Raw genomic sequence first — 12,499 nt, 5'->3', positions numbered from 1 at the left:
GGGTGTCTCGACTTCGCTCGACACGAACGGAATTGGTGGGCAGCCCTAACCTTCGACCCCCTTCGCTTTCCCCCACGCCCGCGCGGCCGTGTAACCCAGATAACCCGTGCCGAAGAGCGCGTAGAGCGACTCCGGGATACCCGCGAGATAGGCGTTCATGCCGTCGGCGATCCCCTTCGCCATTTCGGGACGCGCGGCGGCGATCAGGCCCATCGGGATCGCCCACAGCAAGAGCACATACATGACATAGAGGAAGCTCGGCCGCGCGCGGCTGGTCCACGGGTCGGCGCTGTTCGCCTCGGCGACGATCGCAGTCATTCGGGTGCGGATCGCTTCCATCTCCTGGCTGCCCTCCATCTTCAGCAACTCAAGCTTGGCGCGGTCGCGCGCTTCAGGGTCGGGGATGATCTTGTCGATCAGCTTGGCGATGGGGCCGATCAGGCCTTCGATAATGCTCATGGTCCTTTTCCTTTTTGCTAGAGAATCCTCACAACTTCACTCGGAATCGACATGTCGGCGGGGTCAGTGCTCGCCGATGCGATTGGCCAGCCAGCCGTAGAGGAAGGCTTCCTGGCTCGGGCGGCGTTCGGCGAGCGCGATGTAGAGTTCGCCTTGCAGCGCCTCCATCGCGCGCAGGAGGACGGTTTCGCCGTCCTTGCCGCGCGCTTTCAGGAAACCGTCGAGCGCCGACAGCGTGCGCGGGCCCACCTCGCGATCGACCGCGATGTCGGGATAGTCGCGCGCCGCGCGGTTGAGCGCGTTGAGCGCGCGCTGGAGGAAACCCGCCGCGGTGCCGGTGCCCATATTGACGCCGGTGTCGAACAATTCGGCGGCGATTTTGGAGGCGCGCAGCGCGACCTTGTCGAAGCCGGGACGCAGCCAATAGAGGCGGCGATAGATTGCGGCGGCCTCGCCGCGCGGCAGCTCGCGCATCGCGCCGGCATAGCCTTGCGCGCGTGCGACCGCCTCGGTGATCCCCCAGCAGGTCGGGCCGCCGCGGTCGGCGGGGTGGTTTACATATCGGCCTTCGCGGTCGATGACGGCATCGATCAAGATATCTGCATCGCAGGCAGACGGGTCTGGTCTTGGCATGATTCGCTCCTGTGGTTTGTTGGGCAGGTGAAACGAACCATATGGGAATATTGTAGGAAAGGATTTTCGCCATGCGGGCTTTGCAAATACGCGAATTGCTGTCCGATCATGCGGGGGCGGCGCTTGCGGATTTGCCCGTACCTTTGCCCGGACCCGGCGAAGTTCGTGTGCGGGTGCGCGCGGCGGCAGTGAATTTCCCCGACCTTTTGATGACCGGCGGTGGCTATCAGTTGAAGCCCGACCTGCCGTTCGTGTCCGGGCTGGAATTCGCGGGCGAGGTCGATGCGGTGGGCGAGGGCGTCGACGGCTGGGCGTCAGGCGACGTTGTGATCGGCGGCAACCGGTTCGGCGCGATGGCTGAATATGCCGTCGTTCCGGCGGCAAACCTTCGCCGCAAGCCCGAACGACTGAGCTGGGACGAGGCGGCCGCTTATCCGGTCGCTTATCTCACCGCTTATGTCGCGCTGGTTCGCTGCGCGCGGGTCGAGCCGGGCGAGTGGGTGCTGGTCCATGGCGCCGCGGGCGGCGTCGGGCTGGCGACGGTCGATCTGGCGAAGGCGCTGGGTGCGCGCGTGATCGCGGCGGCGAGCCGCGCCGAAAAGCGCGAAGCGATCGCGCGGCTCTACGCGCCCGATGCAGTGATTTCCGCCGGGCCGGGATTTCGCGACGAGGTGAAGGTGCTGACCGGCGGTAAGGGCGCCGATGTGATTTTCGATCCGGTCGGGGGCGACATATTCGACGAATCGACGCGCTGTATCGCGTTCGGCGGGCGCCTGCTCGTCATCGGCTTTGCATCGGGGCGCATAGCCGAGGTGTCGGTGAACATGCCGCTGATCAAGGGCTTCTCGGTCGTCGGGGTGCGCGCGGGCGAATATGGGCGGCGCTTTCCCGAGCGCGGAGCGGAGAATGTCGCGGCGATCGATGCGCTCGCCGCCGCCGGGAAAATCCGGCCGCATGTCCATGCGTCGCTCGACCTCGCCGACTGGCGAGAGGGCTTTGCGATGCTCGAGCGGCGCGAGGTGGTGGGCAAGGTCGTGCTGAAACCGTGACGAGCCGAAGCCGCTGCCATAGTTTTGCGACACAGGAGCTGCCATGTCCTCGGCGGGGCGTCCCGGCGCTATTGCCGATATGACCAAAGGACATGGAATGAAGAAATTGACGATGATCGCCGCTTCGATCGGTATGGCTGTTCCAGGCATCGCTGCCGCGCAGCCGCCGCAGGATGGCGGCCGCATGTTCGCGATGATCGACGCCAATAGCGACGGCAAGCTCGATAAGGCCGAGATCACCAAGATGGCTGAAATGCGCGCCCAGCAGCAGGGCGATCCGACGATGGCCTCGCCCGAAAAGGTCGATGCCTTCATCAAGTTTCTCGATGCGAACGGCGACGGCGTGGTCGACAAGGCCGAACTGGCCGCGAAGCAAAAGGCGCGGGCCGAACCGCCGCCGCCGGCGGAGGAGGGTCAGCCCTAAAAGAGCGTCCAGAGCGGGTTGGCGGGGTCGGCGAGGAGTTTGGCGGTCAGGGCGAAGGACATGACCACAAGCAGCGGCCGCACCCCGCGCCCACCGAAACGGATCGCGAGCCGCGCGCCGAGCTGGTTGCCCGCGACATTGGCGGCGGCCATCGAGAGGCCGAGCAGCCACAGGACATGACCGCCGATAATCATCGCGAGCAGGCCGGCGACATTGGTCGCGAGGTTGAGGAACTTTGCGTTGCCGATCGCGCGAACGAGCCCGAGCCCGCCGAGCGCGACGAGGGTGAGCGTCAGGAACGAGCCCGCGCCCGGGCCGAAGAAGCCGTCGTAGAAGCCGAGCGCCGTAACGATGAGGGTGAGCCCGAGCGGGCCGACGCGCGCGTGGCGATCGACGCTGCTCATCGGCGGCGCGAGCAGGAAATAGAAGCCCATCGCGATGAGCAGCAGCGGGACGAGCGCGGCGAGGAAATCGGACCGGACATATTGGACCGCGGTCGCGCCGAGCACCGAGCCGGCAAAGGCTCCCGCCGCGGGCCATGCGAAGCGGCGAAGATCGACATGCCCCGCGCGCCAGAAGGTCAGGAAGGCCGAGCCGGTGCCGATCGTGCTTTGCAGCTTGTTCGTCGCGATCGCCGAGACCGGCGGAACGCCGACCGCCATCAACGCGGGAATGGTGAGGAGGCCCCCGCCGCCCGCCATCGCGTCGACCGTTCCGGCAAGAAAGGCGACGCCGATCAGGAAGGCGAAGATTTCGGGGGCGAATTCCATGCCGGCGCTCCTAGATGCGATCGCCTGGCTTGGCCAGCATGGAGCGGCGCCGCATAGCAATGCGGCAGACGCGCTGCGTCACACCGGCGTGTCGAGCTCGGCAAGGCGGCGCGGGAGAGTGAAGCCCGCACCGAAGCGGTCGCCGGGCTCCCCGATCATCTCGCTGCGCCCCGAATACCAGGCCTGCCCGGCGACCCGGACGCGCGACACGGCATCGAGTCCGGCTCCGTTCATCGCGGCGAGTGTCCCGACGAAGCCTTCGCCCGATACGCCCCGGATTTCGCAGCTGTCTCCCACTGTCATCTCGTCCTTCGCTGCGGCGAGCGCGATACGCGCCGTTACCCCGCTGCCGGTCGGGGAGCGGTCGATCTGTCCATCGGCGAAGATGCAAAGATTGTAGCTGGGCTGGCCGCCATGCATGCCGAGCGCCACATCGTCGGTCAGGATCGTGCCGTAGAGAAAGCCGAGATCGGGTTCGGTCGGATGGACGATGGGCCCGTTGGCGCGGATCGCCTCGGTGATCGCGGTCGCGGCCTGTACGAGCTCTGCCAGCGGCGTTTCCATCAGCGACAGGCCGATGCGGCTCGCGGGCAGGATCGCGTAGAAGGCGCCCCCGAAAGCGATGTCGACGTGGACCGGGCCGCGGCCGGGAACCTCAACAGTCCGATCGAGCGCGCTCGCAAAAGATTCGACGCTCTCGAATGCGACACGGGTGACGCCGGCTTCGTCCGTCTCGACATCGACCTGGATGACGCCGCAAGGGGCCTCGAGCCCGAAGCGGGCCTTGCCGTCAACGCGCGCGACGCGCCCCGTGTCGACCGCCCAGCGGCCGATCGCGATGGTCGCGTGGCCGCACATCGTGCTATATCCTTCCTGATGCGTGAAGAGCACCGCAAGGTCGGCCCCCGCTGCGCAGGGCTCGGTCGGGATCACGCCGTACATGCCGTCATGCCCGCGCGGTTCGAGCATCAGCATCGTGCGCAGGTGATCGAAGCGTGTCTGGGCATCGCGCCTTTTTTCCAGGATCGTGTTGCCGGCGAGTGGGGGATATCCGGCCTCGACGATACGGACGGGCTCGCCTGCGGTGTGCATGTCGACGATGCGGATGATCGTGGTTTCGCGATTCGATGTCATATCCGTATCTCAGTCGAGCGCGGCGCTTCAGGCAAGCACGATCTGCGCCGCCTGGAATAGGAAGGTCGCGCCGATGATCGTGACGATCCAGCGGCGGCCGGCGCGGAAGTGCGCGTCGCTGATGCGGTCGAGGATAAATGCCCGAAAGGATGGAAGTCAGAAATGCGGCCGCAACGATCAGAAGGCCCGCCTGCATATCCCCGCGCTTTCCGCTCGTGCGCTGCCCGCGCGTTAATGGGGTGGACGACGCCGATGCGTCGCGCCCGGCCCCGATGGCGCGCTATCCTGTCAGGATGCTGTCAGATTGTCCGTTAAATTGGTCGGGACGAGAGGATTCGAACCTCCGACCCCCACACCCCCAGTGTGATGCGCTACCAGGCTGCGCTACGTCCCGACCGGGCCCCCGTAAGGGCAGGCGAGGCCCCTAGCGCGGGTTGGCGGACGATGCAAGCGGGGATGGCGCGTTATTGCCTCGATTGACGGGGCGGGGTTGATATGGCGGGTATCATTCCCATTTCGGCCACGCTTGCCAAGGGGGAGGGGCGCAGCGACCGGTTGCGCGGGGCTTCCCTGCGTGATAGGCGCCGCGCCATATTTGCGTGCCGGTTCCGCAAGGGGAATTGGCAATGCTTACGAACGGAAAGTTTTTCACTCATGTCGACGCAATTGCTTCTGACCCAGGCGGCCGGATCGGGCGGCGGGGCTGCCGGTTTCCTGATGCTGGTTCCCTATCTGCTGATCTTCGCGGTGTTCTGGTTCTTCCTGATCCGCCCGCAGCAGGTCCGCGCCAAGGAACATCGCGCCAAGGTCGCGGCGGTGAAGCCGCGCGACCAGGTCGTGACCGGCGGCGGCATCGTCGGCAAGATCACGCGCGTCGACGATGATTTCGTCGATGTCGAAATCGCACAGGGCGTGAAGATCAAGGTCGTCAAGTCGACCCTCGCCGACGTCCTGCAGCCCGGTGGCAAGCCCGCCAACGACTGACGCGGCGGGCCCCGCGTCCTTCGCGGTCCCGCTCTTGCTATCGGATTTCTAGACCATGCTCGATTTCCCGCGCTGGAAGACCATCGGCATCAGCATCATCCTGCTGCTCGGTATCCTTTTTTCCATCCCCAGCTTCCTGCCTGAAAAAACGAGGGACAGCCTGCCGTCGTTCCTGCAGGCGAAGGTCAATCTGGGCCTCGACCTTGCCGGCGGCAGCCACTTGCTGCTTGAAGCCGACATCGCCGACCTTCGCAAGACGCAGCTCGCGAATATGGAGAAGACCGTGCGCGCCGCGATGCGCGGCGAAAGCGGACCCGACGACGATATCGCGATCGGCGAACTGTCGACCGCGGGCGGCAAGATCAGCTTCCTCGTCCGCGATCTCGCGAAGCTCGACGAAGCTCGCGAGCGGCTGTTCAGCGAAACGCGCGGCGCGCAGCTGACGGGCCAGCGCGACTGGAACATCACGGTCGTCGATTCGACGCGGATCGAGATGACCCCGACGGGAGCCGGGCAGGCACAGGCCGTCGCGAACGCGATGGATACCGCGCGCGATATCATCGACAAGCGCGTCAATGCGCTCGGCACGCGCGAACCGACGATCATTCGCGAAGGCGACGACCGCGTCGTCGTGCAGGTCCCCGGCCTGCAGGACCCGGCCGCGCTGAAGGAACTGATCGGCAAGACCGCACGGCTTGAATTCCGAATGGTCGACGCCAACGCCGACCCCGCCGAAGCCGCCGCGGGCCGCGTTCCCGTCGGCAGTGAAATCGTCCCCTATGCCGAGGGCGAGGGCAGCGGCGCCGCGTTCGAAGTGCTGCGCCGCCAGGTGATGATCAGCGGCGAGCAGCTGATCGACGCCAAGCAAAGCTATGATCCCCAGAACAACCAGCCGGTCGTTTCGATCCGGTTCGATTCGGGCGGGTCGAGCACCTTTGCGAAGGTGACGGCGCAGAGCGTCGGCAAGCGTTTCGCGATGGTGCTCGACGGCAAGGTGCTGTCGGCGCCGTCGATCAACGAACCGATCCTCGGCGGCAGTGCGCAGATTTCGGGCAGCTTCAGCGTCGCGAGCGCCAACGCACTGGCGATTTCGCTGCGCTCGGGCGCGCTGCCGGTGAAGATGACCGTCGTCGAGGAACGCACGGTGACCCCGGAACTCGGTGCCGATTCGATCCGCAAGGGCGCGATCGCGGGGATCATCGCCACGGTGTCGGTGCTGGTGCTGATGCTCGTCGTTTATGGCCGCTTCGGCGTCTATGCGTGCGTCGCGCTGGTCTTCAACGTCTTCCTGATCATCGCGGTCATGGCGGCGTTCAACGCGACATTGACGCTGCCGGGGATCGCGGGCTTTGTGCTGACGATCGGCGCCGCGGTCGACGCGAACGTGCTGATCAACGAACGCATACGCGAGGAACTGAAACGCGGGCGAAAGGTGTTTCAGGCGATCGAGCTCGGTTATTCGGAAGCCAGCCGCGCGATTTTCGACGCGAACGTCACCAATGTCATCGCCGCCGCGTTGATGTTCTGGTTCGGTTCGGGCCCGATCAAGGGCTTCGCGGTGGTTCTGACCATCGGGATCGTCACCAGCGTCTTCACCGCCGTTACCGTCACGCGCATGTTCGTAGCCCATTGGCTGCGGACCAAGCGCCCGACGTCGATCAATATTTAAGGGAGCGAAACGATGCGCTTGCTGAAACTCGTTCCTGACGACACCAACATCGATTTCCTGCGGTGGCGGAAAGTCGCGTCATTCATGAGCTTTTTCCTCGTGGCCGTGTCGATCGCACTGGTCGCCGTGAAGGGCCTGAACCTCGGCGTCGACTTCGTCGGTGGCCAGTCGGTTCGCGTTGAATTCACTCAGGGGATGCCGCCAATCGACGAAATTCGCGAAAAGGTCGGCGACATCGGCCTTGGCGAAGCGACGATCCAGCAGTTCGGATCGGACAAGGCGGTGTCGATCCGCACCGCGCTCCCTGACGGCGACAAGGCCGCCGCCGAGCGCGCGGGGCAGCAGCTGGTATCGGGCATTCAAAAAGCCTTCCCGACCGCGAAGACCGGCTCGGTCGAAACCGTTTCGGGCAAGGTCTCGGGAGAATTGATACGAACCGGGGCGATCAGCCTGGGCCTCGCGATCCTCGGCATTTCCATATATATATGGATACGCTTCGAATGGCAGTTCGGCGTCGGTGCGCTTGGCCGCCTGTTCCATGAGGTATCGCTGACCTTCGGCCTGTTCGCGGTGACGCAGATGCAGTTCGACCTGAACAGCGTCGCGGCGCTGCTGACCATCGTCGGCTATTCGCTGAACGACACGATCGTCGTTTATGATCGAATTCGCGAGAATCTGAAAAAATACCGCAAGATGGAGATCGTTCCGCTTCTCAATCTCAGCATCAACGAAACGCTGTCGCGTACGGTCATGACGACGGTCGCCATGGTCCTGGCGCTCGGCATGCTGTTGCTCTTTGGCCCGGACGTGATTTTCGGCTTTACCGCGGCAATGCTGTTCGGCGTGTTTATCGGCGGCTATTCGTCGGTGCTGATGTCGACCCCGGTGCTCGTGTGGCTGAAGGTCGGGCCGCACAGCTTCGTGCCGCGCACGACGGCCGGGATGGACGGCGGCGAGCGTGTCGAGCGCAAGGACGACGGCGCGGTCGTCTGAGGCCCGTAGCTTTTAAAAAACGGCGCCGGCCTGCTCTGCGAGTGGGCCGGCGTTGCCGTATCTAGCGACTTGCGCAGCGGCGGAGATGCGCGGCGAGTTCGCGGCCGTTGCGGTCCCAGTCGAAGCGGCCGCCAAGGCTGGCCGCGACGTCGGACGGTGAGGCCGGGGCCGCGAGGATTGCCCGCACGGCTTCGGCAATCGCGCCCGGTGTGCGCGGGGCGATCCGCCCGGCGATTGGCGACGTTACCAGCTCGGCGGCGCCGCCCGCGTCGCTGATCACGATGGGCGTGCCGCAAGCGAGCGCCTCGACCCACGCATTGGCGAGGCCTTCGCTGACCGACGGCATCACGACAAGGTCGGCGGCGCGATAAAGCTGCGGCAGGTCGGCGTTGGCGACGGGGCCCATGAAGTGGACGCGGGTTGCGACACCAAGCTTTTGCGCGAGCGCGCGGTAACGGCCTTCCTCATCGCCCGCGCCGGCAAGCCAATAGTGGACGTCGGGCAGCGCGGGCAGCGCCTCGATTACAAGCGCCTGACCCTTGCGTTCGATCAGCGCGCCGACGGTGAGGATTGCGGGGCTGGCGTCCATGCCGAGCGCTGCGCGCGCGGCGGCACAGTCGCCGGGGTGGAAGCGTGCGGTGTCGATGCCGGTGTAGTGGACGGCGACTTTCGCCGGGTCGATGCCGATCGCGGCCATGTCGCCGCGCATCGCTTCGGAGACGGCAAGCAGGCCCGCGGCTTTCCTGCCCGCTTCGATCACCTGCGACTGCGTCGCCGGGTCATGGCCGAAGTGGCTGATGTCGGCGCCGCGCGCCTTGGTCGAAAAGGGGAGGCCGAGCGCGTCCGCGACACGCATCGCGGCGGGGCCGTCGGGATAGAAGAATTGCGCGTCGATCACGTCGAAGGACTGGCCGCGCACCCCAGACAGCACGGCGTTTGCGACTTTTGCCGGATTGAATCTTGCTCCGATCCGCGGGATCAACGTGAAGCGCGGGCGGAGGACGGTGAGGCCGTTCCAGCCCTCCCTTCGCGGGAGGCTACGGAGCGCGCGATAGCGTTTGTGGAGTGAGAGCGGGAAGGGTGGCAAGCCGACCGGCGCGACGATCGTGAGGTCGATGCCCGGCTGCGCCGCGAGCGCGCGCAGGCTTTTTTCGACGAACAGGCCGAAGTTGGGCCGCGCGGCGTCGGGGAACAACGTCGCGATCGACAGGACGCGGAGTGGCGGAGCGGCGGACACTCAGAGCGTGCGGAGCAGGCGGACGGCGACAGCGGCCCACGGCGGGTTGCTAACGACCTGCTGGCGCTGGCCGGTGCCGAGCGGGAGCAGGTGCAGCTTTTCGCCGTCGACGTTGAGCAGGCGCGCGAAAAAGAAGCGGCCGGCGGGGCGCGGAACGAGCAGGTCGCGGTTGAGCACGCTCGCCCAGTCGCCCTCGATGCGGCGGCACCAGATTTCATCGCCCGCGCGATAGTCGCCGATCGACGAGGTGACGCGCACCGCGACCATATCCTCGCCCGGGCGGGCGGTCAGCGCCTGTTCGACGCGCGTCGGCGCCTGTGCGCCCTCGGCGCCGAGCAGCGCCGTGATCGTGAGCTGCGTGTCCTGCGGTAACTGGACGAGTTCGGCGGCGTCGACGCCGAGCGCCGCGGCGATGCGGTTCATCCAGCCGAGCGAGAGGGTGCGCGTCCCCGTTTCGAGGCGGCCGATCGTCTGCGCCGTCGTCGGCGGAACGCAGCGCTGGCCGACCTCCTCGAGCGTCAGGCCCTTGGCGCGGCGGACCGAGCGGATGCTGTTGATCATCGCAAAACCCTCAAATAACCAAATCGGTTTCTTCTTTCCTACAAAATATTCCAGTGTCAAGCCCGGCGTGCAGCAAAGGAGAATCGCATGACCGCACGCCGCCTTGAAACGCATCTTCACCCCGACGACCGGATCGATCCGGGCAAGGCGGGGCCGCAGGTGATGCGCCATGTGACGGTCAACGTCGGCGAAAGCCCGATCGCCTGGCTGGCATCGCGCGGGCTGCTGACGGCGGCGCAATTGGGTGCGGGCGAAAGGCTGCGCGGCGATTATGAGCGCGCGGGGCTGGCGGCGCGGGTGACGATGCGTTGGGATGCGGCACCGCCGGGAAAGAACCGCGGCGGCGCGCGCGCGTCCGACGCGTCGCTGGCGCGGATCGATGCGCATCGGCGCTTTCATGCGGCGCTCGACGCGGCGGGACCGGGGCTCGCGGATATCTGCTGGCGCGTCATTTGCGCGGGCGAGGGGATTGGTGGGGCCGAGAAGGCGCTGGGGTGGCCGGCGCGGTCGGGCAAGCTGGTGCTCGGGCTGGCGCTCGACCGATTGGCGCGCTTTTACGGGACGGGATGATAAAACCGCATGACTGGAAGCGACTGGAAGTTGCCGGTCCACCTTTTTACTTCGTCATCCCTGCGAAAGCGGGGACCCAGCGAGCCGACGTTGCTACTGGGTTCCCGCTTTCGCGGGAATGACGATTGTTGGGAATGGCTCTAATCCACGCCAATGCCGACCCGTCGCGGAAGCGGAGGGCGCGACTTAACCGAGCGCCTCAACCTCTTCGGCCAGTTCCAGCCAGCGATCCTCCGCCGCCGCTTTTTCTTCACGCAGCTTGTCGAGCTTCGCCGTCAGCGCGGTAAAGCGCGCATTGTCGCGCGTGAACAGGGTGCCGTCGGAAAGGTCGATTTCGATTCCCGCCATTTCCTTTTCGATCTCCTCGATCCGGCCGGGCAGCATGTCGTAGTCGCGCTGGTCCTTGTAGCTCAATTTCTTGCGCGCGGTCGGGGGCGGCGGCGGGGCGGCGGTTGCGGCCTTGGCTTTGACGCTGTTGGGCTTGACCCGCTTCGCTTCCCAGTCGGCATAGCCGCCCGCGACGATATCGACCTTGCCCGATCCGTCGAGGCCGAGCGTCACGGTGACGGTGCGGTCGAGGAAGTCGCGGTCGTGGCTGACGAGTAGCACGGTGCCGGCATAGTCGGCGATGACTTCCTGCAAGAGGTCGAGCGTTTCGAGGTCGAGGTCGTTGGTCGGCTCGTCGAGCACGAGCAGGTTCGATTCGCGGGCGAACTCGCGTGCGAGGAGGAGGCGCGAGCGTTCGCCGCCCGAGAGCGCGCCGACGCTGGCCTCGATGACGCCGGGGTCGAAGAGGAATTCCTTCAAATAGCCCTGGATATGTTTTTTGACGCCGCGCACCTCGACCCAGTCGCCGCCGTCGGCAAGGATGTCGCGGACGGTCTTGTCGGGCGACATCAGGCTGCGCTGCTGGTCGATGACGATGCCGTCGAGCGTCGGGGCGAGGGTGATGCTGCCTGCGTCGGGCTGGATCTCGCCGGTCAGCAATTTGAGCAAAGTCGATTTGCCCGCGCCGTTTGCGCCGACGATGCCGATGCGGTCGCCGCGCTGGACGCGGAAGTCGAAATTTTTGATGATCGTGCGGTCGCCAAAGCTTTTCGAGACGCCCTCGGCGACGATCACCGATTTCGAGCGCACATCGTCGTTTGCGAGGCCGAGCTTGGCGACGCCGGGGCCGCCGATCATCGCGGCGCGGGTCGCGCGCATTTCCTTCAGCTTTTCGAGGCGCCCCTGATTGCGCTTGCGGCGAGCGGTGACGCCGCGTTCGAGCCAGTGCGCTTCGAGCCGCAGTTTCGAATCGAGGCGCTGGGCGGCGCGCGCTTCTTCGGCCGCGACGGCGTCGCTCCATTCCTCGAAGCCGCCGAAGCCGATTTCCTTGCGGCGGATGCTGCCGCGGTCGAGCCACAGGGTCTGGCGCGTCAGGCGCGTAAGGAAGGTTCGGTCGTGGCTGATCGCGACGAAGGCGCCGGTGTAACGCGCGAGCCAGCTTTCGAGCCAGTCGATCGCGGCAAGGTCGAGATGGTTGGTCGGCTCGTCGAGCAGTAACACGTCGGGGTTTTGCGCGAGTGCGCGGGCGAGCGCGGCGCGGCGACGCTCGCCGCCCGACGCACTGGCGGCGGTGCGGCTCATGTCGATGCCGAGCTGGTCGGCGATCGCGGCGACCTCATAGGCTTCGGGGGCGTTGGGCGACGCGACGGCGAAATCCATCAGCGTCGCGAAGGGACGGAAATCGGGTTCCTGTTCGAGCATCACGACATGCGTGCCGGGCACGATCACGCGCTTGCCCTTGTCGGCGTCGATCTGGCCCGCGAGCAGTTTGAGCAAGGTGGTCTTGCCCGCGCCGTTGCGCCCGATCAGCGCGAGACGGTCGCGTTCGCCGACATAGATGTCGAGGTCCTGGAACAGCCAGCCGCTGCCCTGCACAAGGCCAAGGCCTTCATAAGATAAAATCGGTGCTGCCATGATGAACGGCTCGCTACTGGCGCGTTCAGCATCATGCAAGCGCGCAGCGCACAA

The 12,499-nt window shown here is 66.0% G+C and carries 13 protein-coding genes and 1 tRNA gene; 6 read left to right on the top strand and 8 right to left on the bottom strand.

The window, feature by feature from the left end; all coding sequences use genetic code 11:
* Positions 1-45: 45 nt before the first annotated feature.
* Positions 46-459 carry a holin family protein gene (locus tag J2X38_RS19190; protein ID WP_310256365.1) on the bottom strand — a complete coding sequence of 138 codons (414 nt, stop codon included), beginning with the start codon at positions 457-459 and terminating at the stop codon, positions 46-48.
* Between the two features lie 63 nt (positions 460-522).
* Positions 523-1,092, bottom strand: coding sequence for a glycosyl hydrolase 108 family protein (locus tag J2X38_RS19185; RefSeq protein WP_310256363.1), 570 nt, complete (start codon positions 1,090-1,092; stop codon positions 523-525).
* Positions 1,093-1,163: 71 nt separating this feature from the next.
* Here J2X38_RS19185 and J2X38_RS19180 point away from each other — a divergent pair, with 71 nt between their 5' ends.
* Positions 1,164-2,141 carry an NADPH:quinone oxidoreductase family protein gene (locus J2X38_RS19180; protein ID WP_310256360.1) on the top strand — a complete coding sequence of 326 codons (978 nt, stop codon included), beginning with the start codon at positions 1,164-1,166 and terminating at the stop codon, positions 2,139-2,141.
* 97 nt (positions 2,142-2,238) lie between these two features.
* A complete protein-coding gene (locus J2X38_RS19175; RefSeq protein WP_310256358.1) occupies positions 2,239-2,565 on the top strand; it encodes an EF-hand domain-containing protein in 327 nt (108 codons plus the stop codon).
* Here the strand turns inward: J2X38_RS19175 and J2X38_RS19170 are convergent.
* The 3 genes from J2X38_RS19170 to J2X38_RS19160 form a co-directional block, all read right to left on the bottom strand.
* Positions 2,562-3,335 (bottom strand): TSUP family transporter, encoded by a 774-nt coding sequence (locus J2X38_RS19170; protein WP_310256356.1) that lies wholly within the window; start codon positions 3,333-3,335, stop codon positions 2,562-2,564. The genes J2X38_RS19175 and J2X38_RS19170 overlap by 4 nt on opposite strands.
* Before the next feature lie 78 nt (positions 3,336-3,413).
* Complete coding sequence (locus J2X38_RS19165) at positions 3,414-4,469, bottom strand: proline racemase family protein (RefSeq protein ID WP_310256354.1); 1,056 nt, start codon at positions 4,467-4,469, stop codon at positions 3,414-3,416.
* A gap of 317 nt (positions 4,470-4,786) precedes the next feature.
* Positions 4,787-4,863: transfer RNA gene (locus J2X38_RS19160), tRNA-Pro, on the bottom strand.
* Positions 4,864-5,123: 260 nt separating this feature from the next.
* Here J2X38_RS19160 and yajC point away from each other — a divergent pair.
* The 3 genes from yajC to secF are packed head-to-tail and all read left to right on the top strand — an operon-like array spanning position 5,124 to position 8,115.
* On the top strand, positions 5,124-5,453 hold the full coding sequence (yajC, locus tag J2X38_RS19155) for a preprotein translocase subunit YajC (protein WP_052182143.1): 330 nt from the start codon (positions 5,124-5,126) through the stop codon (positions 5,451-5,453).
* A 55-nt stretch (positions 5,454-5,508) separates the two neighbouring features.
* The gene (gene secD, locus J2X38_RS19150) at positions 5,509-7,122 is read left to right on the top strand and encodes a protein translocase subunit SecD (protein WP_310256349.1); all 1,614 of its coding nucleotides are present in this window, start codon (positions 5,509-5,511) and stop codon (positions 7,120-7,122) included.
* Positions 7,123-7,134: 12 nt separating this feature from the next.
* Positions 7,135-8,115, top strand: a complete 981-nt coding sequence (secF, locus tag J2X38_RS19145; RefSeq protein ID WP_310256347.1) for a protein translocase subunit SecF — start codon at positions 7,135-7,137, stop codon at positions 8,113-8,115.
* Positions 8,116-8,176: 61 nt separating this feature from the next.
* Here secF and J2X38_RS19140 read toward each other — a convergent pair whose 3' ends face one another.
* Complete coding sequence (locus J2X38_RS19140) at positions 8,177-9,352, bottom strand: glycosyltransferase (RefSeq protein WP_310256345.1); 1,176 nt, start codon at positions 9,350-9,352, stop codon at positions 8,177-8,179.
* Positions 9,353-9,913, bottom strand: coding sequence for a helix-turn-helix domain-containing protein (locus J2X38_RS19135; RefSeq protein ID WP_058536123.1), 561 nt, complete (start codon positions 9,911-9,913; stop codon positions 9,353-9,355). It abuts the gene before it with no gap.
* Between the two features lie 87 nt (positions 9,914-10,000).
* Between J2X38_RS19135 and J2X38_RS19130 the strand changes: the two genes are divergently transcribed.
* Positions 10,001-10,483: a DUF6456 domain-containing protein gene (locus J2X38_RS19130; RefSeq protein WP_405053476.1), complete on the top strand. Its 483-nt coding sequence runs from the start codon at positions 10,001-10,003 to the stop codon at positions 10,481-10,483.
* 186 nt (positions 10,484-10,669) lie between these two features.
* On the opposite strand, the gene J2X38_RS19125 is transcribed toward J2X38_RS19130, so the two are convergent.
* Positions 10,670-12,445: an ATP-binding cassette domain-containing protein gene (locus tag J2X38_RS19125; protein ID WP_310256342.1), complete on the bottom strand. Its 1,776-nt coding sequence runs from the start codon at positions 12,443-12,445 to the stop codon at positions 10,670-10,672.
* Between the last annotated feature and the right edge of the window lie 54 nt (positions 12,446-12,499).

The sequence above is a fragment of the Sphingopyxis sp. BE235 genome (assembly GCF_031457175.1).
Taxonomy (GTDB): Bacteria; Pseudomonadota; Alphaproteobacteria; order Sphingomonadales; family Sphingomonadaceae; genus Sphingopyxis.
The sequence above is the reverse complement of the archived record's forward strand: the minus strand, read 5'-3'. Positions and strand labels throughout refer to the sequence as shown.

Coding starts and splice junctions, on each gene's coding strand:
- J2X38_RS19190 (WP_310256365.1), bottom strand. CDS start 459: ATGAGCATTATCGAAGGCCTGATCGGCCCCATCGCCAAGCTGATCGAC.
- J2X38_RS19185 (WP_310256363.1), bottom strand. CDS start 1,092: ATGCCAAGACCAGACCCGTCTGCCTGCGATGCAGATATCTTGATCGAT.
- J2X38_RS19180 (WP_310256360.1), top strand. CDS start 1,164: ATGCGGGCTTTGCAAATACGCGAATTGCTGTCCGATCATGCGGGGGCG.
- J2X38_RS19175 (WP_310256358.1), top strand. CDS start 2,239: ATGAAGAAATTGACGATGATCGCCGCTTCGATCGGTATGGCTGTTCCA.
- J2X38_RS19170 (WP_310256356.1), bottom strand. CDS start 3,335: ATGGAATTCGCCCCCGAAATCTTCGCCTTCCTGATCGGCGTCGCCTTT.
- J2X38_RS19165 (WP_310256354.1), bottom strand. CDS start 4,469: ATGACATCGAATCGCGAAACCACGATCATCCGCATCGTCGACATGCAC.
- yajC (WP_052182143.1), top strand. CDS start 5,124: ATGTCGACGCAATTGCTTCTGACCCAGGCGGCCGGATCGGGCGGCGGG.
- secD (WP_310256349.1), top strand. CDS start 5,509: ATGCTCGATTTCCCGCGCTGGAAGACCATCGGCATCAGCATCATCCTG.
- secF (WP_310256347.1), top strand. CDS start 7,135: ATGCGCTTGCTGAAACTCGTTCCTGACGACACCAACATCGATTTCCTG.
- J2X38_RS19135 (WP_058536123.1), bottom strand. CDS start 9,913: ATGATCAACAGCATCCGCTCGGTCCGCCGCGCCAAGGGCCTGACGCTC.
- J2X38_RS19130 (WP_405053476.1), top strand. CDS start 10,001: ATGACCGCACGCCGCCTTGAAACGCATCTTCACCCCGACGACCGGATC.
- J2X38_RS19125 (WP_310256342.1), bottom strand. CDS start 12,445: ATGGCAGCACCGATTTTATCTTATGAAGGCCTTGGCCTTGTGCAGGGC.